This is a genomic window from Pseudomonas sp. NPDC087612 (assembly GCF_044743505.1).
GTDB lineage: Bacteria > Pseudomonadota > Gammaproteobacteria > Pseudomonadales > Pseudomonadaceae > Aquipseudomonas.
In genome coordinates this window covers 70,807-97,204 of the sequence record NZ_JBIUWO010000009.1, presented here as the reverse complement: position 1 = coordinate 97,204, position 26,398 = coordinate 70,807, and the positions used below count along the sequence as shown (strand labels likewise).

22 protein-coding genes and 2 pseudogenes are annotated in these 26,398 nt (G+C 63.2%); 4 read left to right on the top strand and 20 right to left on the bottom strand.

Annotation, left to right across the window (positions count from 1 at the left end; genetic code table 11):
* Window position 1: 1 nt before the first annotated feature.
* Window positions 2-1,030 carry a DUF1176 domain-containing protein gene (locus ACIOVF_RS19405; RefSeq protein ID WP_401291696.1) on the bottom strand — a complete coding sequence of 343 codons (1,029 nt, stop codon included), beginning with the start codon at window positions 1,028-1,030 and terminating at the stop codon, window positions 2-4.
* A gap of 123 nt (window positions 1,031-1,153) precedes the next feature.
* Here ACIOVF_RS19405 and ACIOVF_RS19400 point away from each other — a divergent pair, with 123 nt between their 5' ends.
* A complete protein-coding gene (locus tag ACIOVF_RS19400; protein WP_401291693.1) occupies window positions 1,154-1,345 on the top strand; it encodes a hypothetical protein in 192 nt (63 codons plus the stop codon).
* Here ACIOVF_RS19400 and ACIOVF_RS19395 read toward each other — a convergent pair.
* From ACIOVF_RS19395 to ACIOVF_RS19365, 7 genes are all read right to left on the bottom strand, one after another.
* Window positions 1,342-1,734 (bottom strand): GFA family protein, encoded by a 393-nt coding sequence (locus tag ACIOVF_RS19395; protein ID WP_045201316.1) that lies wholly within the window; start codon window positions 1,732-1,734, stop codon window positions 1,342-1,344. The two genes, ACIOVF_RS19400 and ACIOVF_RS19395, sit on opposite strands and share 4 nt — an antisense overlap.
* A 37-nt stretch (window positions 1,735-1,771) precedes the next feature.
* Complete coding sequence (locus tag ACIOVF_RS19390) at window positions 1,772-2,173, bottom strand: hypothetical protein (protein ID WP_045201317.1); 402 nt, start codon at window positions 2,171-2,173, stop codon at window positions 1,772-1,774.
* A 550-nt stretch (window positions 2,174-2,723) separates the two neighbouring features.
* Window positions 2,724-3,788: a lipocalin-like domain-containing protein gene (locus ACIOVF_RS19385; protein WP_401291689.1), complete on the bottom strand. Its 1,065-nt coding sequence runs from the start codon at window positions 3,786-3,788 to the stop codon at window positions 2,724-2,726.
* Entirely contained in the window at window positions 3,778-6,231 is a 2,454-nt protein-coding gene (locus tag ACIOVF_RS19380; protein ID WP_401291686.1) for an ABC transporter permease, read from the bottom strand. The genes ACIOVF_RS19385 and ACIOVF_RS19380 overlap by 11 nt, the downstream gene beginning before the upstream one ends.
* A complete protein-coding gene (locus ACIOVF_RS19375) occupies window positions 6,231-6,896 on the bottom strand; it encodes an ABC transporter ATP-binding protein (RefSeq protein WP_093384163.1) in 666 nt (221 codons plus the stop codon). The genes ACIOVF_RS19380 and ACIOVF_RS19375 overlap by 1 nt, the downstream gene beginning before the upstream one ends.
* A gap of 16 nt (window positions 6,897-6,912) precedes the next feature.
* Window positions 6,913-7,131, bottom strand: coding sequence for a DUF4287 domain-containing protein (locus ACIOVF_RS19370; RefSeq protein WP_045201321.1), 219 nt, complete (start codon window positions 7,129-7,131; stop codon window positions 6,913-6,915).
* Window positions 7,132-7,167: 36 nt separating this feature from the next.
* Window positions 7,168-7,839, bottom strand: a complete 672-nt coding sequence (locus tag ACIOVF_RS19365; protein WP_093384155.1) for a bifunctional 2-polyprenyl-6-hydroxyphenol methylase/3-demethylubiquinol 3-O-methyltransferase UbiG — start codon at window positions 7,837-7,839, stop codon at window positions 7,168-7,170.
* A gap of 361 nt (window positions 7,840-8,200) precedes the next feature.
* Here ACIOVF_RS19365 and ACIOVF_RS19360 point away from each other — a divergent pair.
* Window positions 8,201-8,560, top strand: a pseudogene (locus tag ACIOVF_RS19360) (glyoxalase superfamily protein); the annotation flags it as partial.
* 21 nt (window positions 8,561-8,581) lie between these two features.
* Here ACIOVF_RS19360 and ACIOVF_RS19355 read toward each other — a convergent pair.
* From ACIOVF_RS19355 to ACIOVF_RS19345, 3 genes are all read right to left on the bottom strand, one after another.
* The gene (locus tag ACIOVF_RS19355; RefSeq protein WP_401291681.1) at window positions 8,582-9,412 is read right to left on the bottom strand and encodes an alpha/beta fold hydrolase; all 831 of its coding nucleotides are present in this window, start codon (window positions 9,410-9,412) and stop codon (window positions 8,582-8,584) included.
* 45 nt (window positions 9,413-9,457) lie between these two features.
* Window positions 9,458-9,982, bottom strand: coding sequence for an AAA family ATPase (locus ACIOVF_RS19350; protein WP_093384146.1), 525 nt, complete (start codon window positions 9,980-9,982; stop codon window positions 9,458-9,460).
* 99 nt (window positions 9,983-10,081) lie between these two features.
* On the bottom strand, window positions 10,082-10,702 hold the full coding sequence (locus ACIOVF_RS19345) for a hypothetical protein (protein WP_401291678.1): 621 nt from the start codon (window positions 10,700-10,702) through the stop codon (window positions 10,082-10,084).
* Between the two features lie 227 nt (window positions 10,703-10,929).
* Between ACIOVF_RS19345 and ACIOVF_RS19340 the strand changes: the two genes are divergently transcribed.
* Complete coding sequence (locus ACIOVF_RS19340; RefSeq protein WP_401291675.1) at window positions 10,930-11,853, top strand: hypothetical protein; 924 nt, start codon at window positions 10,930-10,932, stop codon at window positions 11,851-11,853.
* Window positions 11,854-12,138: 285 nt separating this feature from the next.
* Window positions 12,139-13,342, top strand: a pseudogene (locus ACIOVF_RS19335) (HPP family protein).
* A 34-nt stretch (window positions 13,343-13,376) separates the two neighbouring features.
* On the opposite strand, the gene ACIOVF_RS19330 reads toward ACIOVF_RS19335, so the two are convergent.
* From ACIOVF_RS19330 to ACIOVF_RS19290, 9 genes are all read right to left on the bottom strand, one after another.
* Entirely contained in the window at window positions 13,377-13,985 is a 609-nt protein-coding gene (locus tag ACIOVF_RS19330; RefSeq protein ID WP_326839236.1) for a DUF6708 domain-containing protein, read from the bottom strand.
* 194 nt (window positions 13,986-14,179) lie between these two features.
* On the bottom strand, window positions 14,180-14,983 hold the full coding sequence (locus ACIOVF_RS19325; RefSeq protein WP_401291672.1) for a DUF6708 domain-containing protein: 804 nt from the start codon (window positions 14,981-14,983) through the stop codon (window positions 14,180-14,182).
* Between the two features lie 52 nt (window positions 14,984-15,035).
* On the bottom strand, window positions 15,036-18,287 hold the full coding sequence (locus ACIOVF_RS19320) for a T6SS effector BTH_I2691 family protein (protein ID WP_401291669.1): 3,252 nt from the start codon (window positions 18,285-18,287) through the stop codon (window positions 15,036-15,038).
* Window positions 18,284-19,222 carry a hypothetical protein gene (locus tag ACIOVF_RS19315; protein ID WP_401291666.1) on the bottom strand — a complete coding sequence of 313 codons (939 nt, stop codon included), beginning with the start codon at window positions 19,220-19,222 and terminating at the stop codon, window positions 18,284-18,286. The genes ACIOVF_RS19320 and ACIOVF_RS19315 overlap by 4 nt, the downstream gene beginning before the upstream one ends.
* Entirely contained in the window at window positions 19,219-21,249 is a 2,031-nt protein-coding gene (locus tag ACIOVF_RS19310) for a type VI secretion system Vgr family protein (protein ID WP_401291663.1), read from the bottom strand. The genes ACIOVF_RS19315 and ACIOVF_RS19310 overlap by 4 nt, the downstream gene beginning before the upstream one ends.
* Before the next feature lie 167 nt (window positions 21,250-21,416).
* Window positions 21,417-22,280, bottom strand: a complete 864-nt coding sequence (locus tag ACIOVF_RS19305; protein WP_123567655.1) for a LysR family transcriptional regulator — start codon at window positions 22,278-22,280, stop codon at window positions 21,417-21,419.
* A 196-nt stretch (window positions 22,281-22,476) separates the two neighbouring features.
* Complete coding sequence (locus tag ACIOVF_RS19300) at window positions 22,477-23,307, bottom strand: nitrilase family protein (RefSeq protein ID WP_401291658.1); 831 nt, start codon at window positions 23,305-23,307, stop codon at window positions 22,477-22,479.
* The gene (locus ACIOVF_RS19295) at window positions 23,304-24,737 is read right to left on the bottom strand and encodes a purine-cytosine permease family protein (protein WP_401291655.1); all 1,434 of its coding nucleotides are present in this window, start codon (window positions 24,735-24,737) and stop codon (window positions 23,304-23,306) included. Before ACIOVF_RS19295 ends, ACIOVF_RS19300 begins: the two co-directional genes overlap by 4 nt.
* A gap of 139 nt (window positions 24,738-24,876) precedes the next feature.
* Window positions 24,877-26,364: an aldehyde dehydrogenase family protein gene (locus ACIOVF_RS19290; protein ID WP_401291652.1), complete on the bottom strand. Its 1,488-nt coding sequence runs from the start codon at window positions 26,362-26,364 to the stop codon at window positions 24,877-24,879.
* Window positions 26,365-26,398 lie beyond the last annotated feature (34 nt).

The window sequence follows — 26,398 nt, the reverse complement described above, 5'->3', positions numbered from 1 at the left end:
GTCAGCCCTTGGCACGCCAGGTCACCGGCCAGTACTCCTCGTTGATGCTGTCGCAGCGCCACATGGTCCGCCGGTCCTTGAGCTGCATGGCCGCACCGTCGTATTGCCAGGTCGAGCTATCACCGCAGTCCTTGCCCATCTCGCGGAAAATCTTTAACTGGCCGCTGACCGGGTTGAAGTTGATCTGCCCATACAGGTCAGGGGAGAAGTGAGCCTCGGGCGCCGCCTTGAGTTCCAGCGGTATCGCCTGGTACGGCGCCGTGCGCGAGACACGATAGAGGCTGTGGTTGCAGCCGTCCTCGGCGCAGCCGTAACGCAGGCGCACCAGGGCGTGGGCCGGGTCCAGGGGGTAGACCTCGGCCTGGGCCTGCCAGTTCTGATGGGGCGCGGCGCTCAGTTCGTCCTTGGTCAGGGCAATCAGGTAGTCGCCGATGGCCTGTTGCTCGGCGTCGCTCAAGGCCGGGGCCAGGGTAAAGCGCGGCAGTTTGGGAATCGCCGGGGCCGGCGGCACGCGGCTGTCCGCCTGGTAGCCCGGGCGCACGAAGGCGCTGGGGTGGCCGATGCGCCCTTGCACCGAGTCCATCAGCAACAGGGCGGCGCTCAAGCCCTGCAGCGATACCCGGCGCTCGCCAAAGTTGCTGTTGGAACTCAAGGTGTCGCTGTTGCGCAGCTCGCGCAGTTTTTCAACGGCGGCGTCGCCCTCGAGGTAATAGTACTCACGGTCGTGCGAGCCGTACTGCCAGGGCTCGGTGGGGCGGCCATCGAGGTGAAACTCGTAGCGCAGGCCGACGTCGTCGTAGCCGATCACACTGACCCGGGTGCTGCCCTTGGCGCCGGCTTCGCGGACGATGTACAGGCCCATCCCGGGGTTGTCGGTGCTGCCCGACACCGCGGTGCAGCGGCGGGTGTTGTCGCAGGCCAGGCGCCAGTCCTGGAACACCCGGGTCAGTGGCACCGGTTCCGGTGTTGCGGCCTGGGTCAGGGCGGGTAACAGGCCAAGGGCCAGCCAGGTCCATCTTGCTGAAAACATCGTGGGTCGATCCTGCGGTGTCGATGAAGGGCGGCATGATCGCATCTTGGTGGTAGTCTGGCAGCTGTTCAGGATCAATCAGCCAAGGAAGCCTTGTGATCGCCGTCCGCCCCGTTTTACCCCATGAATGGCCCAGCTACCGCGATCTGCGCGAGCGTGGCCGTGCGCCGGGTGGGCCTGGGCGTGACCCTCGCCGACAGCCCTGCGATGCGCTTGTACCAGGCCCATGGCTTTCAGCCGGTCGGCGCCCCGCAGCCATTGCGCGAAGGGTCCAGCCTGATGTCGCAGGGGATGCAGCGACAGCTGGCTCTCTAGTCCTCGAAGCGCCCCGACGGATCGCGATCTTTTTCGTAGTGGTGGCTGAGCGGGAAGGGTGGCAGCCAGGATTCGCGGCGGGTGGTCCAGCTTTCGTAGGTGGGCGTGAACAGGTTGGGGGCATCCAGCGCGCCGAGGTTGATCTCGACTTCATCGCCTGAGCGGGCGAACACCGACGAGCCGCAACGTGGGCAAAAATAGCGCCCGGCGTAGTCACGGGTTTCGCCTTCGATGCTGACTGCCTCTGCGGGGAAAATCGCCGAAGCGTGAAACAGCGCGCCGTGGTGCTTGCGACAGTCCAGGCAGTGACACAGGCCGACCCGGTAGGGGCGTCCCGAGGCTGTAAATCGCACGTTGGCGCACAGGCAACCGCCGGTGAAGTGGTCCATGGTGCGTCTCCTGTTGTGTGTTCGTGGCTCTCACGGGCTAGGGTTCGCAGAATTTGTACAACCCGACACTCATGGTCATCAACACGAACCCAATAGCGATCAGCCTGCCGGAAACAAGCAAGCGACGTCGGAGCCGCCGGGGGAAGTTGCGCACTTGCACTGCGTCGAGCTGGCCTTGGCGTATATGTTTTTGTGGATAGGCCAGTAAGCCACTGATCACTCCGACAAGCACCCAACGCGCCCCTAGGCTTGATGTCCCCCAAACGCGAATCTGCTGCTCCAGCCAGGTACTGCTTTGCAGCGCTGAAAGCGACCTCGCAAAATCTCGGCCATTTGCGATGCACGCGCTTATCAAGACCCCAGTCAGCATGATGATCCACGGGCCAAGGATCAGCACCATCTGTAATCCCAGAGGCCAGGAACGAGGGTCAATACTCATAAGCCTGTCCAGTTGTAGAATAGTTCTCCAGCAAGATCACCAGATGTGTTGCCAATCATGCTTCCCAAAGCCACTACCTGACTGCCCGTCACGCTGCGCGGTACGACGTAGACGCTGGGCTGCAGTGACTCTGAGGAAGACAATATCGAGTGAGCTGGGGAAGGTGTTGAGGGTGGCATCCTTGTCATGCGCAGGTTCCTTGGGCAATGAAGGCCGGAACCTAGCACCGCCGCTCGCGATCTAGCGCACCGCTGGATGGAATCGGAAAGATCCTACAGTGAAAGCGGATTCGGATTGGCAGGCGTACGATGAGACCGGTACAGCCAGCACTCCAGGTGGTGGCCGAATTACGACCGCTACGCGCTCGATCGCCGGCAAGTCCGGCTCCCACTGAAGTGGGTGCTTGCAGGATCTCTGTGGGAGCTGGCTTTGCCAGCGATGAGGCCGTTACAGCCAGCACATCAGGTGCTGACCGGACTGCGACCGCTTTGCGCTCAATCGCGGGTCAAGCCCGCTCCCACAGGATTGGTGCGAGCCCGCACCTGCAGCATCAGTACCCGGTCATCTCCAGATAGCCCTTGCCGCTCACACTGCCATTAAAGCGCACCGGCCCCTCCCAGTACGGAAAACGCGTCGACATCCACGCTTTGGGCTCCAGTGCATCGACCTGGACATCCACCCCGTGCGCCGGCACTTGCACACGCCAGCGGGTTGGCAGCTTGTGGCCGTTGTCCTGCTTGCTCCAGGCCAGCTCCTGCAGCTGGATCTGCGCACCCTGCAGAGCCTGGGCGTTGCCTTCGGCGCTGATCCAGGTGCCTGCGCGGTAGGGCGTGCCCTGGGCTTCGCGCACGCGAAACAGCATCAGTTTGGCGCCGCTGTCCAGGTGCAGGGAGAACCAGTCCCAGCCCGACTGCCCGGCCGCCAGGGGCTGGCTGCTCCATTCGCGGTCGAGCCAGGCGTTGCCGGTCACCGCCACGCGCTGGCCGTTGCGTTCGACCTCGCCGCTGACCTGGTAGAACGGCTGGCTGTAATAGTACGAGGCCTGGCCCTTGCCGGATTTTTCGCTGTAGCCCCGGGCACCGTGCAGCACCAGCGGGCCGTTGCTGACCAGCTTGAGGGTGTAGCTGAAACCCTTGCCATTGGCGCTCATTCGCAGGCACCCGATGTCGTCGCTGCCTTGTAGCGACCAATCGTTGATCCAGGCGTGAAACGGCTGGGTGGTAACACCCGCCTGGCCGATGCCGCCGCGCGCCAGGGTTTCGGCGTATTGATGGCCGCCGGGGCCGGTGAGCGCGGCGTGGCCCATCCACAGGTTGGGGCTGTTCCAATCGGTGGTTTCAGTGCCTGGGCGCAGGGCCGAGCGGAACAGCGTCCACTGCGCGCCCCAGTCGCGGCCCTGGCCGTCGGTGAGGTTGGCGGTGACGTACCACCATTCGATGCGAAAGCCGGTGTGCGGCCCGTGATCGAGGGGGAACAGCAGCGGATGATCGCGGGTTACCGGGGTGAAGGCCGCAGCGTCCTGGCCCAACCCGGCAAAGCCTATGGGAGCAGGTGTGGGCTGGTCGCAGCCGCCCAGCAGCAACAGGCCGATCATCAGGCAAAGGTCAGGTTTCATCGGCAAACTGCCTCAACAGTTCGCTGGGTTGGCTCCGCGCCAGTTGCCACAAGGGCCAGGCGCTGGCCAGCAGGCTGGTCAACAGGCCCAGCAGCGCCAGCTGTAGCAGTTGCGCGGCAAACACATGCAGCGGCAGGCGCCAGCCGAAAGCCTGAACATTCACCACCGCCACCAGGCACCAGGCCAGCAACAGCCCGAGAGGGATCGCCAGCAGCACCGTCAGGCTGCTCAGCATCAGGGTTTGCCCCAGCGACAACCCTACCAGTTGCGTGCGCCGCACACCCAAGGCCCACAGCGGTGCCAACTGGCCCAGGCGGCTCTGGCTCAAGGTCAGCAAGCTGATGAACAGGGCGATGCCCGCCACCCCCAGGGTCAGGCTATTGAGGGCGGTGGTGGCGGCGAAAGTGCGGCTGAAGATTTCAGTGGACCAGCGTTTCAAGCTGGCTTGCTCGACCACGCGGCTGTCGTCCAGGGCGAAGCGTTGTTGCAACTCGTCTTTGAACGTGGCGATGCGCTCGGGCGCAAGATTGAGGCTGATGGTGCTCAGCGTCGCCTGCGGCAGGTGCCCACGCAGCCAGTCGGCATTGACCAGCAGGTGGCCCTTGGGGTTGCCATAGTCGGCATAGATGCCCACCACAGCCATGGTTTGATTGGCCAACTGCAGGTTGTCGCCCAGCTGCACGCCCAGGCGCCGGGCCAGTTGCTCGCTGAGCATCAGCGCATTGCCGCTGGCCAGTTGCGCCCAGGCCTGCGGGCTTTGCTCCAGCAATGGCCAGCGCGCGGGGTAGGCGGGGTGATCGATGATGCCCTGGACCTGCACCGGCCACTGCTGCACGCGTATTTCGGCACGCCAGCTGGGCAGCAACGTGGTGATTGCCGGTTGCTCGGCGAGCCAGTCAGTGAGTTGCAGGGCCTGAGTCGTGTCCTGCGGTGTGAGGTACAAGTCGGCAGAGAGGCGCTGGTCGAGCCAGCCGCTGAAGGTCTTGCGAAAGCCCTCGGTCATGCTGCCGACGCCGACGCTGGCGGCCAATGCCAGCAGCAGCGCCATCAGCGCCAGGCTCAGTGCCGGAAGCTGCTGACGGCTGTCGGCGACAAACCACTCGGCCAGCGCCCCGCGACACCCGCGTGCCAGCCAGGCCAGCGCGCCGTCGAGCAGGGCGGGCAGCAACAAGGCCGCCGCCAGCAACAGCGCTGCCAGCAGGATCAAGGCACTGGCCAAGCTGTTGCCCCATTGCCAGCAAGCGAGCGCGACCACCAGCAACAGCCCGGCGACCACTGCCTGACGGCGCAGCCACGGCCCCTGGGCCATGCGCCAGGCCTGCGGCTGGGCCAGGGCCAGCAGCGGCAAACGGGCGGCGCGCAACACGCTGCCGGCTCCGGCCAGCAAGGCACCGAGCACGCTCACGGCGATGCCCGCCAGCCACCACCCGGCTGGCAGGCTCAGTTGCCCGGCCACCTGGGCGCCGTACAGGCCGCGCAAACTGGCGGCGATATCGGGCAGCAACAGCGCGGCCAGCCCATAGCCGCTGGCGGCCCCGGCCAGGCCGCCGAGTACGGCGAAAACTCCCAGTTCCAGGCTCAGGCCGAGCAACAGGGTGTTGAGGCTGATGCCACAGGCACGCAGGTTGCGAATCAGCCCGCGGCGCTGCTCCAGGGCCAGGCCGATGGCGGCGTGGGCGATGAACAGGCCGACGACGAACGCCAGCAGGCCCAGCGCCGTGAGGTTGAGGTGAAAGCTGTCGGTCAGGCGCTGCAGGTCGCCGTCGTCGCTGGGCGCTTGCAGGGTCAGGCGCGCGGCGATGTCTGCGGGCAAGGGCCTGGCGTTATCATTCAAAAGCAGTCGCGACAGCTGCCCGGGGGCTTGCAGCAAGGTTTGCGCATGGCCGATATCCACCACGATCACCCCTGGTGCCAGCTGCGGCTGCACAACAAACGGCGGCAGTACCTGGCCGTCGCTGGTGGTTGCTTGCCCGCTGGCATTCAGAGGCAGTTGCCGCAGGGTATCGGGGCCGATCCAGGCTTGCCCGGGCTCGCCAATGAATGCCTGCACATCGAAGCCTTGCAACGGCGTGCCGGCGACGGTCATTGCCGTTGGCAGGCTCAGCGGCTCGATACCGATCAGCCGTACCGTCAGCGCTTGCTCCCCGGCAAAGCGCAAGCGACCTTCGAGCAGCGGCGACACCTGCCAGCCGAGCCTGCGCAGTTGCAGGTACAGTGCTTGCTCGAAACGCTCACCGTTGCCGGCTATCAGCTGCGCCTGGGTGGGCCCGGTCAGCACTGCGCTGGCGCGGGCGTAGTCGGCCCGCGCCTGGCTGTTGAGCGCCTGCACCCCGGTCCATAGCGCAGTGGCCAGCCACAAACCGGTAAAGATGCTGAAGAACTGCAATCGATGGCGCCGCCAGTGGCTCAGCAGCGCCTGCAGGGCAATCAGCAGCGGGCCCATCAGTGCGCCTCGACCTGCACACGCCCGGCGTGCAGCACGCAGCGCTGCTCAAGGCGCGCTGCCAGGCGCGGGCTGTGGGTCACCATCAGCAGGCTGCTGGCAGCTTCGGCGACCAGTTGCAGCATCAACGCCAGCACTTCATCACTGCTGCGCTCGTCGAGGCTGCCGGTGGGCTCATCAGCCAGCACCAGCGCCGGGCGAGCGGCCAGCGCCCGACCGATGGCGACCCGCTGCTGCTGGCCGCCGGAGAGTTGCTCGGGGTAGCGCTGCAACAGGCTGGCCAGACCCAGGCGGGCAGCCAGGTAGTCCAGCCATTGGCGGTCAAACCGCGCCGCCAGCCTGGCCTGAAAGGCAAGATTGGCCGCCACATCGAGGCTGCTGATCAGGTTGTATTGCTGGAACACCAGGCCGATGCCTTGCCGGCGCCAGCGCGCCAGGGCTGATTCCGAACGGGCGTCCAGCGCCTGGCCATCGATCAGGATGCGCCCACTATCGGCGCGATCGAGACCGGCGACCAGGTGCAGCAGGGTGCTTTTGCCGCTGCCGGACTCACCCATCAATGCCAGGCTGCTGCCCTGGCCCAGGCGCAAGTCGACGCCCTGCAATACCGGCAGCAGGCCTTGGGCAGTGCTGAACGACTTGTGCAACTGTTCGATGACCAGCATGGGGCGGGTTCTATCCTCAGCTGTTTTTAGCGCTCGCCAAAAAATACGCCACCAGTGCATTGGCATGACCATGGCCCAAGCCATGCTCGGCTTTGAGCCAGTCCACTATCTCCATATGTTTTTTGCCACTGACGGTGCCGATCAGCTTTAGCCAGTGGCTGACGGGCTGGCCGTATTTCTTCTCGATGGAGGGGAAGTACGACGCGGGTCCTTTTACTTTTGTCTCTTCGCTCATGGTGTGTGGTTCCTTATTAGGTGGGTGGGATGCGCTTCAATCTTTAGGCTCGGCTATCAACAACAATGATTGCGGCAGCGGGCTTTGCGGATGCTGCGGCTCCTGCACGGCGACCAGCTTGAAACCCGCCATGTCCAGTGCAGTGAACCAGCTGGACAAAGTGCGCAGGTACCAGGGCATGGGCTGCCACTGGCCGGCAAAGCTGGCAAAGGTTTCTTGCCGCCAACCGTCCTGATAGTTGCCGGCCGCGGCCGCCCACGGGTGCAGGGTCTGGATCACCAGGGCGCCGCCAGCGGCGAGCAGGGCGTTCATGGCGCCGAGCAGGGGGATGATGTCCTGGTGCAACAGGGCGAAGTTGGCGCAGACCAGCGAGTAGTCGCGGCCGATATCAACCTGTGCGTCTGCCAGCGCTTCATAGCTGGCCAGATACACCTGGGCCGTCCCCGCTGCCCGCGCCGCCTCGACCAGGGTCGGATCGCCGTCCACCCCCACCGCGTCGATGCCGCGCTTGGCCAGTGCGCGCAACAGCCAGCCTTCGCCACAGCCCAGGTCGAGCACGCGTTCGGGCTGGCGGCCGAGCACCGCCAGCAGAATCGCCTGGTCGGTGACTTGCTGGCGGCTTTCGATGGCGCCGCTGCGAACGGCTTCAATCCAGGCCTGGGCGTTGTCTTGCCAGCTTTGCAACAGCTCGTTCTCGGGGGCAGGCATTGCGCTCTCCATTCAACATTACCAGCGCTGGCAAGGCCAGCATGCACAGCTGCAGTCTAGGCAAATGACCCGGTGCGCACCTCCCCGTCAAGCACATAACGGGCGATCAGCACTCCACCTGGCGTGCTGCTCGCCGTCGAGGCTGGTGAAGGCGGCAACGATGAGCTTGCGCATGAGTGGCTCCTGATGGGGCTGCAGGCGGAACTGCCTGACACTAGTCGAACCGGCGCCGGCGAAATCGACAGCGCTTCGATCATCTGTGTACTATCGCCCCCAGGCTAATGCTGCCCGCCGCTCGCGCCCACACGGCCTCGGCTTCAGGAGAAAAACGATGATTTCAACCGAGCAAGCCAAGCAGACGGCAATCCGCTTCGACAAGCCCATTCCCATCCTGCGCAGCTTCGACGAAGCCAAGGCCCGCGAGTTCTACCTGGATTTCCTCGGTTTCAGCGTTGAGTTCGAGCACCGATTCGAAGCTGACCTGCCGCTGTACCTGGGCATCAGCCGTGACGGCCTGCAACTGCACCTGTCCGAACATCATGGCGATGCCAGCCCGGGGGCGACGATCTTCGTGCCCACGCACAACATCGAGCAACTGCGCGACGAACTGCAGGCCAAGCGTTATGGCTATGGACGCCCGGATATCGTCGAGCAGGGCTGGGGTAAAGTGCTGGAAGTCTACGACCCGTTTGGGAACCGGATACGCTTCTGCCAGAGCTGATAGAACGGCATTGAGCCGCGATCAACTGCGGATAAAGGCCAGCAGGTCGGCATTGATGATGTCGGCATGGGTGGTAGGCATGCCGTGAGGGAACCCCTTGTAGGTTTTCAGCGTGCCGTTGCCGAGCAGTTTCGCCGACAGCGGCCCGGAGTTGTCGTAGGGCACGATCTGGTCATCATCGCCGTGCATCACCAGCACCGGTACCGTGACCTTCTTCAGGTCCTCGGTGAAATCGGTCTGCGAGAAGGCGACGATACCGTCGTAGTGGGCCTTGGCGCTGCCCATCATGCCCTGGCGCCACCAGTTGAGGATCACCCCTTGCGACGGCTTAGCGCCCGGACGGTTGTAGCCGTAGAACGGCCCGGAAGGGATGTCGTGGCAGAACTGGGCGCGGTTGGCCGCCAGTTGCGCCTGCAGGTCGTCGAATACTGATTTTGGCAGGCCGCCGGGGTTGCTGGCGGTCTGTACCATCAGCGGCGCAACCGCGGCGAGAAGGGCGGCCTTGGACACCCGCTCCTGGCCATGGCGGGCGATGTAATGGATGACTTCGCCACCGCCGGTCGAATGCCCGACATGCACGGCCTTTTGAACACCCAGGTGCTTGACCAGCGCCGCCACGTCATCGGCGTAATGGTCCATGTCGTGGCCATCCCAGACCTGGCTGGAGCGCCCATGGCCACGGCGGTCGTGGGCGACGACCCGATAACCCTGGGCCAGGAAGAACAACATCTGCGTATCCCAGTCGTCGCTGCAAAGCGGCCAGCCGTGGTGAAAGAAAATCACCTCGGCGTCACGCGGGCCCCAGTCTTTGTAGAAGATCTCAACGCCATCGTTAGTGGTCACGAATGCCATGTTCGCTGCTCCTCTTTGGTGTGGGCGAACCATGAGCATAGGAGATCAGGCTGGAACGTGATTGAAGCCTTCGACAAACGCCGCAATTTGCCGGCTACCGCACAAATGCACCACCGGTACCTGCGGCCCGATGGCTTCACGTACCCTTTCAATCCCCGGGCGATAACCGCGATCGAAGGTCCAGACGAATTTCAGGAAGGTCAGAAACGCCCGGTCCAGCTTTTCGCTGCAGCCGTCGGCGAGGTCAGGGCGCGGGCGGTTCAGCACGCTGCGCTTGATCACCCGCATCAAGCAGGTCAGGCGCGGCGTATCCAGCCAGATCACCAGGTCAGCCTGCGGCAGGCGCAGGTCGAAGGTGCGCCGCGCATAGTTGCCTTCACACACCCAGGCGTCCTGCGACACTGCCTCGCGCACGCGCGAGCGGAACTGCTCGGCATCCGGCTCGACCCAGCCGGGCTCCCAGAACAACCTGTCCAGGTGCACCACCGCCAGGCCCAGTTGCTTGCCCAGGGCGCGGGCGAGGGTGGACTTGCCGCTGCCGGCGTTGCCCAGAATTACGATCCGTTGCATGAGGGACTGCCTTGTCGGAAAAAAAGCCGGCGATTGTGCAGGTTTTGTCGGGGCAGTGAAAGTGTATCGGTAGGGATTTTGCAGCTATCCGGGCACTCACTAGCCGGGCGCAGAGGGAATCAGATCGTCTTCAATCCACTGGGCAAGCCGGTGCCGGTTGATCGCGCGCGCCATGTGCGCCAGATAGGCCAACTCTGCAGTGCCGAGGGTCAATCCGTGGGACAGGAGTAGCGCCAGACCCTCAAGCGCATCGTGCTCTTGCTCCATGCAAATGACCGTTTGCCGGGCCGGGGTGAGGCCGTTGTTGGCGACCGATGAAAGGCTTGCACCACACTCGATCAAGCGCTTGGCGCGGTCCGCCCGACCGAACTTGAGCAGCGTCGAGAGTACGGTGAAGCCATCGTCGCTCGCTGCATCGACACTGTTGTTGCTGCTGTACCAGGCCAGCACCCATTCGAACACAGGGTCATCACTGTCCAATGACACCCGGTGCAGCAGGTTATTGCCGCCAAGGCTGTTTTTTTGCAGAAAATCAACGCCATTGGCCGCAAGAAATTCCAGCGCCTGAATGTTTTCAGCCACATAGAACAGAACAGGAGTGCCGTTATAGGATTCGCGGTTCTTGATCGGTGCAAGCAGGCGCTGCATTGCCCTGTTGTCGCCATTGGCCAAGGCGTCAGCGGCTTCAAACAAATCGATTATCAACGCTTCATTAGTCATCGCGGGCTCTGGGTCGAAAAATTGCGGACAAGACCGGCCCCTGGCGATTGCCCTGGTGTGCAGAACACCCGCTGGCGCTGGCCTGATCATGCACTTTGCATGATGGGCATGTTCGCAACGTGCTGCAACCTATTGAATTTATAGCCATTGCCCTTTCAACCGGTTTGGCACAGGGCGTGCACCCGTTTTAGTGAACATTCGATGTTCCTCACGGGAGCTCTACAACAATGATTACAACATCAGAAACCCACTCCACCTCCATCGTCGAAGCGCAAAGCCGCTCCGGCGTGTCATGGGCGGCTATATTTGCCGGCGCGGCGGGCGCCGCGGCGTTGTCGTTGATACTGGTTTTGCTCGGTATCGGGCTGGGCTTCTCGGCAGTTTCGCCGTGGGTTGGCGACGGCATGAGCGCCAAGGGCCTGGGTATCTCGACGATTGTCTGGCTGGCGCTGACGCAGATCATCGCCTCTGGCCTGGGGGGGTACCTGGCGGGCCGTCTGCGGGTCAAATGGGCGAGCGTGCATGGCGATGAGGTGTACTTTCGCGATACCGCCCACGGCTTTCTGGCCTGGGCCGTTGCCACGCTGGTCACGGCAACGCTGGTGGTCGGTTCGGTCAGCAGTATCGTCGCTGGCGGCGTGCAGGCGGGGGCTCAGGTCGCCGCCGGTGCTGCAGGTGGCGTTACTGCGGCAGCGACGGCTGCCAGCGGTTCCCAGGGTAGCGACCCCTATGGTTATTTCGTCGATACCCTGTTCCGTGGCGATGGCACGGTGGCGGTCAACGAAGATGCTGCACAAGTAGCGGTGACCCGGATCATGGCGCGCGCGTTGAGCAACGGCGGGCAACTGAGCGGCGAAGACCGCCAGTACCTGGCGCAACTGGTCAGCCAGCGCACCAACCTTGCGCCGGCCCAGGCCGAGCAGCGTGTCGACCAGGTCTTCGCCCAGGCGCGCCAGGCAGCGGACGACGCCAAAAAGGCTGCCCGTGAAGCGGCTGATGCCGCCAGCAAGGCGGCTGCGCTGTCGGCATTGTGGATGTTCATTGCCTTGCTGTGCGGGGCGTTCTTCGCCAGCCTCGCCGCCACTTACGGTGGCCGTCGTCGCGATGCCGTGGTGCTGGTCGATGACTACGTCAGTGCCCAAGTCCGTTGAACCGAGGAGAACTACCATGCGTTCACTACTGTTGTTCATGCTGGGTGTACCGATTCCGGTGATCATCCTGATCGCCCTGTTCATGCATTGATTGCCTGGCGAAGTCGGCGGCCTTGCCGCCGACTCGTGCCATCCCTCAAAAAAACTGCACTCACCCCTCAGTTTTTTGAATTACCACCCGCCAGCCCAACCCCGGCAAAATCCCCGCCCACGCAACACCCAAAAATTCCATCTCCACGGACGGAGCCCATTGGTATTGCCCCCTCGCAATACTCAGCCCAGCCAATTTGGCCGGGCTTTTTTTACTGCCCAGGTGCCCGATCTACCCATGTCTCTGCGCGCTCTGAACAACGGCTTCAACCGGCTGCTGCCGGCCCCTCTGAACATCCCCCCAAAAGAATGGCTACGCGCAGGCGTTGGCGCACTGCTCGGTCTGTTTCTCGCAGGCCTGGCCTGCAGCCTGGCCTTTGGCCCGACAGTGGCGCTGCACCTGCTCGGGCCGCTGGCGGCCTCGGCGGTGCTACTGTTTGCCGTGCACTCCGGGGCGCTGGCGCAGCCCTGGCCGTTTATTGGCAGCTATGCCAGCGCCACCGCGGTGGGCCTGGTGCTGCATCACTGCTTTGGTTCGGCCCTGTGGGTCGCGGCGTTGGCCCTGGGCGTGGCGATTTTGCTCATGTGCCTGCTGCGCTGCCTGCACCCGCCGGGTGGCGGCGTGGCGGTGAGCGTGGTGCTGGCCGACTCGTCGCTGGCGGCGATGGGCGACCAGGTGTTCGAACCGATCATGCTCAATGCCCTGGTGCTGGTGGCCGTGGCGGTGATCTACAACCGCCTGACCGGCGTGCGCTACCCGAAGACCGCCGCAGCGCGCAAAGACCTGCACCACACTGCCGACGTGCTGCCAGGTGAACGGGTCGGCGTCAGTGGTGAAGACCTCGACCAGGCGCTGGAAGAGCTCGGCGAGTTCGTCGACGTCACCCGCGACGAACTCGAACGCATCATCATGGCCACCGAGCAACACGCGCTCAAACGCAGCCTGGGCGGCATTACCGCCGCCTCGGTGATGTCCCGGGACGTGCAACTGGCGACCCCGCAAACCACCTTGCAACAGGCCTGGCAGTTGCTGTCGAGCCACCATCTGCATACCTTGCCGGTACTCGATGACGCCCGGCGCCTGGTGGGGATAGTCAGCCTCACCGACCTGATCGGCCCGGCCATGGCCCAGGGGCGGTTCAGCTGGCGCGCATTGCTCGGGCGCCGGCCCAAGGTGCTGCTGGAACAGATCATGAGCCGGCCGGTGATCACCGTGCGCAGCGACGAGCCGGCGGTGGCGCTGATTCCGTTGCTCAGCGAGCAGGGGCTGCATTGCTTGCCGGTGATGGACGGCGAGGCGCTGGTGGGGGTGATTACCCAGACCGATCTGATTGCCGGGCTCAAGCGGCAGTTGTTGAGTGAGGTTGGGTTGCTCGGCAAGGACCGCGCGCTCAATTAGCGCGTCGCTTATCAGCGGGGGCCTGCCGTTGGCTTCAAGGCGCTGTCCTCGATTCCAGGTCTATGTCTTCAGGCCATTTCACCTTGGGCGCGAGGCGGCGGGCGAGATTGAAGGTGACCTTTTCGTTGTTCCAGTCCCGGGGCGGGCGAGGGAAGGCAGGGAGCGCCTGCGGTCCCTGCTGCATGAACAACTGAGCCAGGGCCCAGTACATTTCACCCTGCTGGATGCCGTGGGCGAAATGGAAGCGATCGATGACCTTGTTGGTGCCCGGTTCGACCACTGCCAAGGAAATGGTTTCAATCAGGCCTCCAGCGCCCATCGGTCCATACACGCTGCAGCCTTCGGCGCGCAGGTCATCCCAGTCATAAACTTCGGCGCGTACACCCCAGGCTGTGCGGCTGAAAGGGCGGCGTCCATTATGATGGAAGCGATAGACGTAGACTTTGCGGCGGAGACGGTTGAAGCGGATTGGCTCGTCTCGAGGGGCTTCTACTTCCATTCGCCAGTAATATAGTCCTCCCCAATAACCTATTGTAACTATCAATGGCTCAATTAGAAGTAGTTGAATGTTGTGAAGAGGTGCGTGTTTGAGCGTAACTATAGTAATAAAGCTCAGGTAGGCTGTAGAGGTTATAAAGAACATTATCGCAATCCATACGCAAATGCCGCGTACCCTGAAGGTCGATCGAGAGAGTTCCAAGTATGTATCGTCAACATGGTTTGGGGGATTTGGCAGCACCCAGGGGGGCGGTACTTCTGTAGGCAAGTCGTTAGGTGCGGGAAGGTCATACTTCCAGTGAGGTGCAGGCTTGTTCAGTAATGGCGATTTAGGAAGTCTCACGGCGCCGACCTTGACTCAAGGTCCATGTCTTCTGGCCACTTCACCTTGGGCGCCAGCCGTCGGGCGAGATTGAAGGTCACGGACTCGTTACTCCAGTCCCGGGGTGGGCGAGGGAAGTGGGGTAATGCCTGCGGACCTTGCTGCATGAATAGTTGCGCCATGGCCCAATACATCTCGCCTTCATCGCTCTCATGTGCAAAATGAAAACGGTCGATCACCTTGTTGGTGCCCGGCTCAACTACTGCCAGGGAGACAGTTTCAATCAGACCGCCTGTACCCATCGGACCGTACACACTGCTGACTTCAGCGCGAAGGTCTTCCCAGTTGTAAGCTTCGGTGCGTACCCCCCAAGCCACGCGGCTGAAAGGGCGAAGTCCGTCTTGATGAAAACGGTAGACGTAGACTTTTCTGCGCAGGCGGTTGAAGCGAATGGGTTCGTCCCGAGGGGCCTCGACGTCCATACGCCAGTAATAAACGCCTCCCCAGAAGCTTACTATAGATGCTGTAAGTCCAAAAAAAAACGCTGCCAATGAATGAAAACTCCGCAGGTTTGTAATGATACTTATTTGAAAGAAAAAGGAGGTTATCGCCAAAATAAAAAGAGCTATTGCGGCCCACACGCAAAATCCACGAGTCTTAAAAGACGAGCGTGGTAGCTCAAGATATACGTCGTTAACATGATTGGGCGGGTTTGTTAGTGTTTGGGCAGAGGGCGCCCGTGATGGCGGATCGTTGGGAACGGGAAGATCATACTTCCAGTGAGGTGCAGGGTTTTCTAATAAAGGTTTGGCTGAGTTCATTGCATTTCCGTGGTGGTTTTATGGGCGTAGGGGTAGAGTTGCTAGCGTCGCTTCAAGGTCTATCAGATAAGTTCAATTGAGCATACGCTTCAGGGGTATATCGGTCTGGCCAGTAAGTTAATGTCAGGGTGGCCGTTTCTATATTGTGGCCGTCTGTATGTTTTGATAGATCAATGAAGCCGCTGATTTCTTTGATCTGTATCGTGTTTTTATTCGTGGACGGTACAGTTGTTATGGATGTGGAGGGTGTGTTGATGTTTTCGGTAGGGACGGTGTTTTTCGAAAAGCCCGGTGCGGTCGTCGGCTCATTCGCTGCTATAGGCAAGGGGCTCAGACTGCCTTCAACTAGAGTTTCACCATTTCTATAATTGCTGGATGATTTCTCTCCTCTACGGCTAATGGTCAATTTCCAATAGTAAGCTGAACGACTCGCATCGTAGTGCGGCAGGCGTAGACGGTATTTCAGTATTTGCTGTACTGATGGAGTACCACCACTTGCAGTGCCGTAGCCGACTCTAGGAGAGCTACCGCTGGAAGTCAGTAGTTGAAAGTTGATCCCTACTTCGATCCCTAAAGTAGCTGCATTTAACTCGGCAATGGCTGTAGGCCCATGCTCGGGTCTGTTCCAGTGGATCGGGGGCTTCTCATCGTGGACGCCGAAAAAGCAACGTTTTGCCCAAAGCTCTAGAAGAGTTGATTCTTGTTTCTCGGCAGTTTTGTAAAATGCATATCCCGCCACGCTTAGCATTATGGCTATGCCAAGTGGTCCCAGTAATACGGAGGCTCCTGATAAAGCGGCAGCCATGCCGATAATTCCTCCTGCGCCTGAAAGTACTGCAGATGCGGCGTACAGCTGCGCAGCAAGAGTGTCACCGCGATTCAATGTCCGGCTAATAGCAAAGCTTGCTTGTGCCGCATCATAGAAGCCTGAAGCCGCACCAATGGTTGCGCCAACTTTAGAGAGTGTCTTGCCTATCTGTGCAATCGGAGAATGTGCTGCTGCGCCATATGCGGGGGCCACGTTCATCTTTTGCACATATTGCGCCCCCCTGCGCAATGCAATCCCCACCACCTCCATCCCGCTCCCCAGCACCCCTAGGCTGCTTCCATACAGCGCCAGCCTGGCTTCCATGGACTTCTCGCCAATCACCCGGTCGACTTCCTCAAGATTCTTTTTCATCGCATCGCCAAGCAGGTACAGGCCACCCAACGCCAGCAGAAGCTCGCCGCTGCCAGCCGCGCCGCGCAAACCGCTGAAACCCGTACGTACCCAGGTGGCGGTTTGATGCACAGGAATTTGCAGACCCTGGAGCAGTTTTCGCGCGTGGGGGTCGAGGGTGCCGATGCCCACGGCGATGCTGCCAAGGGCGGCGTGGGCGCCTTTGCCCAGTTGTTCTGCACCGAGGTTGGCAGTGCGCATCAGCGAGGCCTGTAGTTGCGCAATCTCGCTTGCCTTGGCGTTTACCCAGATGCTAATGGTCACCGTCAGCGCTGCAATCCTGGGGTCCAGTACCGCCATGCTCAGCAGCCCGTTGAGGATGATGGGGCGGACCGCTGTGCGAACCTGGCGGGCTTCGTGGTCCACTTCTCCCAACTTGTCTTTGAGGTTGTTGATGGCGCGGTCGCTGGTATCGGCTGCCTTACGTTGCAGCTCGCGCAGATGTTCACACTGCAGGGCGTAGTACTCGCTGAGCTTCATCTGCACCTTGAGCTCGGTCAGGTGAATGCCGTTGTGCAGCAGTTGAATGGCGCTGTTTAGCCGGGAAACAGCTCGCTCGACACCTGGCCCGAGCGCAGGCTGCAAGCGTGCGCTGGCGGCATTGAGGGCGCCCAGCAGTTGGGCCATGGCGTCTTGCACAGACGGGCGCAGCAACTGCATCGACTCGTCGCTGGCCAGTATCTTGCTCAGTGCAGCGTAGAGTTTTTCGCTGTCGTTCCAGTCGGTATCGGTGCTGGCCTTGAAACTCGGCAGCAGCTCGGCCAGCAGTTGCCTGTCACGCCGCAGCAGCGCGCGGTAGACGGGGCTCTGCGGGTTGCGCAGCCAGGTGTCCCAGAGCATCGCCGTAGGCCCCGAGTCGGCGTCAGCACTGTCTGTTACCGGGGCCTCGCTGATCCCGCCACTCAGGCACAGCGCCATGGTCTGGCTGTAGGCCTGGCCCGAGGCAAAATCGGCACCGTCGTAATCGTGCTGTTCGCAGCATAAAAAGGCCGGCGTGCGGCAGGCCCCGGCGTAGGCTCGGCCGGCACCGTCGATGATGCGCTGGAAGCTTGCCAACTGCTGGTCATAGCGCTGCTGGAACTCAGCGCGTTGCTGCTCGTTGTAACGCTCTTCCAATCGTCTGGTGTGCTCGAGGGCGCGCTCGTTGACCAGCCTTTCGCGCACCCGTTGCGGATCGGCAAACACCGGTGGGCCATCGCCGGTGAGCGGGTCGGGGGTGGCTGGCGTTTGCTGCTCTGCCCAGTCGCGATGCATGGCGCGGATCGCCAGCAGCAGTTGCGAGGTCTGCTGTTGATAGGCCCGGTCCGGGGTGTTCATCCACTGTTGACGGTGTCCAATCCAGCCGTTGCGAATCCTGTTGAGTTCCTGCACCAGGCCGATGCTGTCGTCCAGTTCCAGGGCCAGCACGCCGTGTGGCAGATCATGATGGGCGATGGCGTTGCGCAGGTAGCCTCGCAACGCGGTCAGGCGCCCGGCTCGAGAGTAAAAACCATGCACGCTATCAAAGCTTGGACTGGGCTGCTGTCGGTACTCGTAGACTTTGTTGTCCACCTGCAGGTTTTCGGCCGTCATGGCCCAGCCGACGCTGGCCGGATCGTTGCGTGCTGTGCCCAGGTCAAGCGCTAGAAAACGCTCGGGAAAACGCCCGCTCTTGTAGGCGGCGAGGACGCTGGCGGGCCACGGGTCGCTGGCAAAGGCCAGCCACGCCATGGTGTATTTTTGCGTGTCGATGTTCAGGAACGCCGCTGGGCAGTCATGCCCGGCCGCGATGCAGCTATCGGCCAACGGTGTCTCGTTGGTGGCCGCAGGCTGGTAGGGGTTGAACTGACGCAGGTAACCGTCGGGCGTGACCTGATAGGCCTGCCAGACCTGGCGGTCGAGCAGCACGTATAGGTAACCTGCCCGCAGGGTGCGCCAACCCATGCGGGTATTGTCGTCAGGCAGGGGGTATTCATGGGCCAGGCGCGGCACCACGGCCTTGCGCAGCGGCAGAATGGGCAGGCCCTGACGCTGGCAGACCGTGCATTGGTCGTTGTTGACCAGGCATTCGGTGGTGGCGATGGCGAGTTGCGAAGTCAGGCTCAAGGGTATGCTCCTGCATGGCTCAGGTCGGTGACAATCCGTTGCCAGCTGTTGTCGTTGCAAGGGGCGAGCAGGGTACTGAGCGATGCTGTTCCTCGAGCCGCCTGGTCGATCAGTGCTCGGACGCGGGCGTGCTCATATAGCCGCAGATCCAGCAACAGGCAGTGCATGGCCAGGGTGATGATGTCGTGATGGTTTTTCAGGCCCAACTGACGGGCCTGGTGTATCTGGTAATGGGCCTTGGCAGCGGCATGGGGCGGCAGTGTTGTTGCACCTGTCCAGCGCGCCGGCGCGAACGTCAGCGGCAGGCTGAGGGCGCGTCGCCAGGTGGCAAGTAAGGTTGACACCAGCACCACCTCCTGCTGCACCTCGCCAGCGAGTGGACGAGGTACGACACTCGCGTGCGGATAGCTACTGATGACGCTGCTGGCACCGCTGGACATGGGAAACAGCCAGTGCTGAATCGGCCACCAGAACCCCTGTTCCGCCTGCTTCAACGTGCCGGCCAGCAATTCCAGGCGCAGCGGTTCATACACCGGAAAGAACTGTGTGCCCTGTGCCATGGGCAGATGCCCGAGCGCGATCAGGTGCGCACTGAATGCAGCGGTGGTGACGCTGCTGCTGAGCCAGCCGCAGACGTAGCGTCGGGAGCGCCTGGCGTCCTCGTTTACACGCTGCGCCGAGAGTGACAGCAGACGCTCCGAAGGCCGGGCGCCGGGGCTCGCCAGGGTCACCAGCACCGGGCAGGCGTGCGGCGTGTGCTCAAGGTCCGGACGCCACACGCGGGTGAGGGCGTCGTCGCCCAGTGTCTGGCGCAGCGCCTCGATATGCAGGGGATCGTCCGAGGCACAGTCAGCCAACGGGTCGAGCAGCAGGTACAGCGTTGCTTCGGGCGTGTAGATCTCATCAACGAACTTCTGCACAAGCGCCGGCGTCATCGGTTTTTCTCCACACAGGCTTGCCCTGCCTCGGGCGAGAGCTGCAGGGAAAAGGTCTGTGCGCTGCCCGGCGCAGTCATTTGCACCGGCCCCTGTAGGGTAATGGCCAGGCCATTGAGGTGAATGCCCTGGGCATCGATCGTCAGGCTGCCGCCAGGGCCCTGAATGACCAGGCGCTCGCTGGCTTGCAGCTGGTAGGTTGTGGTGGTGCGCTGCATGCCCTGGCCGGCGCTCAGGTGATGCTGGCCGTGGGTGAGGTGCTCGCTGTGGCCGCCGACTTCGGTGCGATGGTTGGCAGTGGTGGCGTCAAAACGGTCATTGCCGACGCGCTCCCAGCGGTCATTGCCGATGCTGATCTCATGGTTCTGGCCAATGTTCAGCGAGCGGTTCAGGCCTATGTCCTGGGACTGGTTGTGACCGATGGAGAGGGTTTCATCGTTGCCCACCGTCTCACTGCGATCATTGCCAACAAACACCCCATTGTTGTGCTTGATATGAACGTTCTTGTCCTTCTCGGCATGGATGAACACCTCTTCCTGCCCCAGCTCATCCTCAAAGCGCAGCTCGTTGAAGCCCTGGCCCTTGTGGCTGCGGCTTTTGATGGTCATGCGCGTTTTGTGCCTGGGCAGTTGATACGGCGGCAGGTTGGTTTCGCGGTAGGCGCGGCCGGTGGCGATGGGCTGGTCGGGGTCGCCGTCCAGGTAGCTGATGATCAGTTCCTGGCCGACCCGCGGGATGGCCATGGCGCCCCAGGTGGCGCCGGCCCAGCCCTGGGCGACGCGGATCCAGCAGGAGCTGTGGTCGTCCTGGTGGCTGTCGCGGTCCCAGGGGAAGCTGACTTTGACCCGGCCCCATTCGTCGCAGTAGATCTCTTCGCCCGGCGGGCCGACCACGCTGGCGATCTGCGGGCCGTCGATGCGCGGCTTGGGCCGTAGTGGCGCTTTCCAGTCGGCGTCCCAGCGGATGGCGCTGGCGCTGAGCCGGTAGGCGGTGCCGCTGTCGCTGGCGAAGGCCTCTTCGAGCAGGCTGCTGTGCTGCGTGCCGTGGTGTTCGATGGCGATGGTGCGCCAGCGGTCGTTGAAGTCCTCGCGCGGGTGGTCGTTGAGGTCGAAGGCCAGGCCCGGCTGCAGGCGCGCGTCGTCGCCTTCCATGTGGGCCAGGCGGGCGTCGCTGCGCAGGGCGGTCAGGCGGGTTTTGGTGAAGGGCTTGCCGCTGGCGTCGCGCTTGTAGCGGCCGGGGTAGTCGTAGCGTTCGTAGTCGGTTTGCTGGTGGTCGAGGTCGCTGGCGCCGACGGCGTTGTGCTGCAGGTTGTAATAGGGGTGGGTGAAGGTGTAGTCGCGCTGCACCTGACGCGCGCTGCGCACCTGTTCGGTGTAGTGAAAGCGCTGCAGGGCCGGCTCGGCGCTGTCGCCGCCGGCCAGCGGCTGGTAGAGCACCGGGCAGTGCTCGTGGGTGCCGATGGTGCCCAGGCCGCCGACGCGGTCGGTGAGCCACAGGGTATGGCCGTCGGCACGGTGCTCGAAGCTGTACAGCAGGCCCTCTTCGGCGGCCAGGCGGGCGATGAAGTCGAGGTCGCTTTCGCCGGCCTGGACGCAGTACTCGCGCGGCGGATGGTCGAAGCACAGGTAGCTCTTGACCTCGCTCAGGCGCTGGGCCTCGAGCACCGCGAGGATGATCTCGGGCACGCTCTGGCCCTGGAACATGCGCCAGTTCGAACGCAGGCCGGCGCGCGCCAGGCTGGGTTCGAGCACGGCGCGGTAGCGGGTGCGGCGAAAGCCGGTGTCGCCCTGGCTGAACAGGCTGACCAGGCCGTGCACGTAGCGCACCGGGGTGTCGCCCCGCCACAGGGTGAAAAGCGCGGCCAGGTCGAGCACGCGGTTGAAGTCCACGGCCGGGTCGTGGCTGGCCAGCTCCAGGCTCAGGCGAAAGGGCTGGGACAGGCCTTCCTCGAGGCGGAACTCGACCACTTCGAAGGCGTCGCCCTGCAGGGGCTCGAAGGTGAAGCGCAGGTCGCTTTGGCGGGGCATGGGGGGCTCTCTTGACTAGACCGGCAGATGACGGGATGCCATGCGGGCAGCCCCGGGAAATCTAGGCAGGTGCTAGCTCACGCCTCAAGGGATGAGCTGCAATCAAGAGAGGTCCTACGGCGTCCTTCGCCTTTGTCTGTCAGATGTGTCGGACAGATACCGCTGATTCAGATCACCGGATCCCAGCGCTGAGACCAGTCGCTCTCACCGGCGACCACTTCGCGCAGTACCCTGAACGCCTGTTGCAGCGCCTCGCTGTCGCGCTCGCGGGCATACACCAGGTAGGTGGGGTAGGTGAACTCGGGCGCTTGCGGCACGCGTTCGAATACGCCGCTGTCCAGGTAGGCCTGCACCACACGGGTACGGAAGTAGCCGCTGCCGCCGTGTTCGAGGATGTACTGCAGCGCCAGCGGCCCGAGGTTGAAGCTCAGCGCCGGGCGCGCGCATTCGGGCAGGGCGGCGTCGTGGCGGCGGCGAAAGGCCTGGCCCCAGTCGATGTACACGTAGGGCTCGGGTTTGTCCTTGCGGCGGATGCGGATGAGCTTTTCTTCCATCAGTTGCTCCACCTGCAGGCCGGGGCCGTAGGTGGGCTGGTAGACCAGCACGGCATCGAGCACGCCCATTTCCACCTTGTGCAGCAACGACTCGCCGTCGCTGACTTCGCTGCGAATGGCGTGGCCGGGCATTTCCCGATGCAGGGCGCTGACCCAGCCAAGCACCATGGGGTTGCCGAGGCTCACTTCGCCGCCGATGTGCAGCACCTGGTGGCAGCCTTCGGGCAACGGCAGGTCGCGGCGCGCGGCCTCCCAGGTTTGCACCAGCTGGTTGGCATACACCACGAAGGCCTCGCCGTCGGCGGTGAGGCTGGCGCCGCTGCGGCTGCGGATGAACAACCGGCAGGCGAGTTGCTGTTCGAGCTTTTGCACCCGCGCGGTGATGGCCGTCTGGGTGACGTGCAGGCGCTCGGCGGCGGACACCAGGCTGCCGGTGCGGACGATTTCCAGAAAGGTGCGGGCGAGCTCGATATCCATGGGGCAGCCTGGTGTTTGTGGTGGCCTATTCTAGTGGCTTTGCACGGGTTTGGGGCGTGGTTGTGGTGGCTTTTGTCCCGGATTGCGAGCCCTGTGGGCTCGATCGCTGGCAAGCCAGCTCCCACAGGTACTGTGTACATCTGACCTTGTGGGAGCTGGCTTTGCCAGCGATGGGCTGCACAGCAGCCCCGAAAAATCAGTCGTACAACACCGGCTGGCGATCCCGGTGCACATCGTTCAAGGCACTGATGCGCTTGTCTCGCGCCTCGCTCAGGTCGAGGCGGGCGTGGATGATTTGCGTGCCGGCCGGCGCTTCATGCAGCGGCCCGGCCAGCGGGTAGCCGTTGGCATCGACAATCACCGAGCCACCGACCCAATCCACTTCGCGCTCATGGCCGTTGCGGTCACAGGCGGCGATGTACAAGCGGTTGACCGAAGCATTGGCCTGCACCCGTACCACTTCCGCGGGCCGCTCGCCGAGCGGTCGCGGGCCGTCCGGCCAGTTCACCGGCGCGCACAGCAGTTCGGCCCCGGCCAGCGCCGGCAAGCGCACCCACTCGGGAAATTCCAGGTCGTAGCAGATCATCACCGCAATGCGTCCGAAGCGCGTATCGATCACCGGCGGCGGTTGCCCACCGGCGCTGAAGATGCGCTTTTCGTCGTTCCACAAATGCGCCTTGCGGTACACCGCGCGCACGCCGTCGGCATCGACCAGGGCGGCGCTGTTGTACAACTCGTCGCGCTCGGTGCGCTCGCAAAAGCCGCCGACGATGACGATGTCCAGCTCCGCCGCCAGCGCTGCCCACTGGCGCAGGGTTTCGCCGTTGGGGGTTTCGGCCAGGCTCAGGGCTTCGTTGCGGTCGGCGAACACATAGCCGCTTTGCACCAGCTCCGGTAGCACCACCACCTGGGCGCCTTGTCCGGCGGCGCTGCGGACAGCCTGCAGGGCGCGCTCGCGGTTGTATTTAAGTTCGCCGACCTGCGGCGCCAGTTGGCAGCAGGCGACCTGGATCAGGGCTGGATTCATGCGTGGGCTTCCTCAAGCTGGCGCTCGCTGGCTGCCGCCAGGCGTTGTTCGCCGGGCAGGTCGAGCGAGCGGCAGAGCAGGGCGTAGAGGCTGCCGGTGACCAGCAGACCAATGACAAAAGCAATGTCGGCACCACCCAGCGCGGCGGCTGCGGGGCCGGTGTAAAAGCTCAAGGCCATGAACGGCACCATCGCCAGCAAACCCAGGCCGTAGGCGATCAGCCCGGGCTTGCCCCAGGCACCGTAGATGCCGTCGGGGTTGAAGATTTCGCTGATCACGTAATGGCCCTTGCGCACGCAGTAGAAGTCCACCAGGTTGACCGCGGTCCACGGCACCAGGAAGTACAGCATCAGCAGCACGAAGGTGTTGAAGCTGCCCAGGTAGCTCTCGGGGATGGCCAGGGCGACGATAAAGACGATGGTGGCAATCACGCTGATGCCGGCCACGCGGATCTTCAGCGACGGCGTGACCTGCTTGAAGCAGTCGATGGCGCTGATGCTGGTGAGCATGGCGCCGTAGCAGTTGACCGCCATGATGCCCACCAGCGCCGGTACCGAGATCAGTACAGTGAAGGTGCCCAGGCCCGGCAGGAACTGGTTGCCCACTTCGCGCACACTGGCGATGGCGTCAGGCGCTGGCAAGGCCGAGGCGAGAAAGGCACCGAGGGACATCAGCCACAGGGCCGAGCCGGCCGCGCCCAGGTAGGTCCAGAACACCACTTTCGCCGTCGGCGTGTCGTGGGGCAGGTAGCGCGAGTAGTCGGAGACGTACACCGAATAGCTGATCTGGTAACCGGCGGCCGCCGACAGTTGCACCAGGAATGCGCCCCACGAGAACTGCGGATCCTGCAGGGCGGCGTCGGCCTGCAGGGTCAGCAGGGCGCTGACGGTGAGCACGCCGAACACCAGGATCATCACGTAGGTCAGCCAGCGCTGCACCGTGTGTAGCAAGTCGTGGCCGACCACCGCCAGCAGCACGGCGATGACGATCAGGCCCAGGTACCAGGGCGTGCGTTGGCCGGGCAGCACGGTGTTGATCGCATCGGTGGCGAGGATCACGTTGAAGACGTTGAAACCGATGTAGACGAAGACCACGGCGGCAAACGGCACGATGGCGCCCTTGAGGCCGAACTGGGCGCGCGACTGGATCATCTGCGGCAGGCCCATGCGCGGGCCCTGGTTGGCGTGAAAGGCCATGAAGAAGGTGCCAAAGCACACCCCGAGCACGATCGCCAGGATCGAGTACAGCGCCCCCAGGCCCAGGGCCGGGCCGGTGAAACCGGTGACCATGGTGGTGAGCACGAAGTTGCCGGTGAACCAGAACGGCGCCTGGTGCCAGACCTTGCCGTGGCGCTCGCTGCGCGGCACATAGTCGATTGAGCGAACCTCGATGCGCGGGCGTGCAGCCCCCGCCTTGTTGGCGTTGTCCACGGCAGTACCTCGTGTTGTTTTTATGGGGTAACTGGCCGATGGTCCGACAGACGGTGGGTGAGGGGAATCGTTGGTATCAAAAAATTACTTCATGGAATTCAGAAGTAATGGGCTGCGGCGCAGCCCATCGCGGGCAGTGTCAGTAGCGAATCATCACCGACTTCAGCTCGGTGTAATCCTCGATAAACGCCCCGCCAAATTCACGGCCTATGCCTGAAGCCTTTACCCCGCCAAACGGCACGGCCGGGTCGAGCAGGGTATGCATGTTCACCCACACCGTACCGGCCTGCACCTGCGGCACCAGGCGCAAGGCCTTGCTCAGGTCGTTGGTCCACAGGCTGGCACTGAGGCCATAGGGGCTGGCGTTCATCAGTGCGATCAGTTGCTCTTCATCGTCATACGGCAAGAAGGTTGCCACCGGCCCGAAGGTCTCCTCGTTGAGCAGGCTGTCGTTGACCGAGCCGGCCAGGATCACCGTCGGCTCGACGTAACAGCCCGGGCCTTCGAGCAGGCGCCCGCCATGGATGATCTGGCTGCCCTCGCTGCGCGCCTTCTCAAACAGCGCGCCGAGCCTGGCCTGGTGTTGCTTGTTGCTGACCGGGCCGAATTCGCTGGTTTCATCCAGCGGTGAGCCGATCTTCAGCTGTGCCAGGCGCTCGCTCAAGGCCCCGGTCACCGCCTCGATCTGCGAGCGATGCAGATAAAAGCGCTCGGCTGCCGCGCAGATCTGCCCGGCGTGCAAAAAGCCCGCTTCGATGATGCCGTCCACCGCCGTGTGCACTGGTACGTCGCGCAGGAACCCGGCCGCATTCTTGCCGCCCAGCTCCAGGGTGGCGCGGGTCAGGTTGGCGGCCATGGCGCTCTGGCCGACGGCCAGGCCAGTGGGCACGGAGCCGGTGAACGAGACCTTGTCGGTACCCGGGTGCTCGATCAGCGCCTTGCCGGCCAGGCCGGCGCCGGTCACCACGTTCAGTGCCCCGGCGGGCAGGCCGGCGTCGATGGCAAGTTCGGCAATGCGCAGGATGGTCAGCGGGGTGAATTCGCTGGGCTTGATGATGATGCTGCAACCGGTCACCAGTGCCGAACCGAGCTTCCACAAGGCGATCATGGTCGAGAAATTCCACGGCACGATGCCCACCACCACGCCGACTGGCTCGCGCAGGGTAAAGGCGGTGTAGCGCTCGCCGTTGAACGAGGGCAGCGACGGGGTGAGGGTCTGGCCGCTGAGCTTGGTCGCCCAGCCGGCGTAGTAGCGCAAGAAATGCGCGGCCTGATCGACCTCGAAATTGCGCGAAAGGGTGATCAGCTTGCCCGACTGGCAGGTCTCCAGCTGCGCCAGTTCTTCGCGGTGTTGCTCGATCAGGTCGGCAAGCTTGAGCAGCACGCTGGCACGCACGGCGGGGGCGGTTTGTGACCATTGCGCAAAGCCACGGCGCGAGGAGGCGACGGCATCGTCGATGGTCTGCGCGGTGGCTTCGGCCACGCGGCTGATGACCTGGTCACTGGCCGGGTCGATCACCTCCAGGTAGCGGGCATCGGCCTGTGGCTGCTGGCGACCGTCGATAAAGCTGCTGTGCTCGCGTTGCAAAAAAACGCGCACCTGGGGCAAAAGGCTGATGTTGCTCATGGGACGAACCTCAAGGGAAAGCAAAGCCCCGACC

Excerpts from the sequence above, each read along its gene's own strand:
- ACIOVF_RS19405 (WP_401291696.1), bottom strand. The coding sequence starts at position 1,030 with ATGTTTTCAGCAAGATGGACCTGGCTGGCCCTTGGCCTGTTACCCGCC.
- ACIOVF_RS19370 (WP_045201321.1), bottom strand. The coding sequence starts at position 7,131 with ATGAGCGAAGAGACAAAAGTAAAAGGACCCGCGTCGTACTTCCCCTCC.
- ACIOVF_RS19380 (WP_401291686.1), bottom strand. The coding sequence starts at position 6,231 with ATGGGCCCGCTGCTGATTGCCCTGCAGGCGCTGCTGAGCCACTGGCGG.
- ACIOVF_RS19330 (WP_326839236.1), bottom strand. The coding sequence starts at position 13,985 with ATGTTCTTTATAACCTCTACAGCCTACCTGAGCTTTATTACTATAGTT.
- ACIOVF_RS19300 (WP_401291658.1), bottom strand. The coding sequence starts at position 23,307 with ATGAATCCAGCCCTGATCCAGGTCGCCTGCTGCCAACTGGCGCCGCAG.
- ACIOVF_RS19355 (WP_401291681.1), bottom strand. The coding sequence starts at position 9,412 with ATGGCATTCGTGACCACTAACGATGGCGTTGAGATCTTCTACAAAGAC.
- ACIOVF_RS19375 (WP_093384163.1), bottom strand. The coding sequence starts at position 6,896 with ATGCTGGTCATCGAACAGTTGCACAAGTCGTTCAGCACTGCCCAAGGC.
- ACIOVF_RS19305 (WP_123567655.1), bottom strand. The coding sequence starts at position 22,280 with ATGGATATCGAGCTCGCCCGCACCTTTCTGGAAATCGTCCGCACCGGC.
- ACIOVF_RS19315 (WP_401291666.1), bottom strand. The coding sequence starts at position 19,222 with ATGACGCCGGCGCTTGTGCAGAAGTTCGTTGATGAGATCTACACGCCC.
- ACIOVF_RS19325 (WP_401291672.1), bottom strand. The coding sequence starts at position 14,983 with ATGAACTCAGCCAAACCTTTATTAGAAAACCCTGCACCTCACTGGAAG.
- ACIOVF_RS19350 (WP_093384146.1), bottom strand. The coding sequence starts at position 9,982 with ATGCAACGGATCGTAATTCTGGGCAACGCCGGCAGCGGCAAGTCCACC.
- ACIOVF_RS19365 (WP_093384155.1), bottom strand. The coding sequence starts at position 7,839 with ATGCCTGCCCCCGAGAACGAGCTGTTGCAAAGCTGGCAAGACAACGCC.
- ACIOVF_RS19290 (WP_401291652.1), bottom strand. The coding sequence starts at position 26,364 with ATGAGCAACATCAGCCTTTTGCCCCAGGTGCGCGTTTTTTTGCAACGC.
- ACIOVF_RS19395 (WP_045201316.1), bottom strand. The coding sequence starts at position 1,734 with ATGGACCACTTCACCGGCGGTTGCCTGTGCGCCAACGTGCGATTTACA.
- ACIOVF_RS19345 (WP_401291678.1), bottom strand. The coding sequence starts at position 10,702 with ATGACTAATGAAGCGTTGATAATCGATTTGTTTGAAGCCGCTGACGCC.
- ACIOVF_RS19390 (WP_045201317.1), bottom strand. The coding sequence starts at position 2,173 with ATGAGTATTGACCCTCGTTCCTGGCCTCTGGGATTACAGATGGTGCTG.
- ACIOVF_RS19340 (WP_401291675.1), top strand. The coding sequence starts at position 10,930 with ATGATTACAACATCAGAAACCCACTCCACCTCCATCGTCGAAGCGCAA.
- ACIOVF_RS19310 (WP_401291663.1), bottom strand. The coding sequence starts at position 21,249 with ATGCCCCGCCAAAGCGACCTGCGCTTCACCTTCGAGCCCCTGCAGGGC.
- ACIOVF_RS19400 (WP_401291693.1), top strand. The coding sequence starts at position 1,154 with ATGAATGGCCCAGCTACCGCGATCTGCGCGAGCGTGGCCGTGCGCCGG.
- ACIOVF_RS19385 (WP_401291689.1), bottom strand. The coding sequence starts at position 3,788 with ATGAAACCTGACCTTTGCCTGATGATCGGCCTGTTGCTGCTGGGCGGC.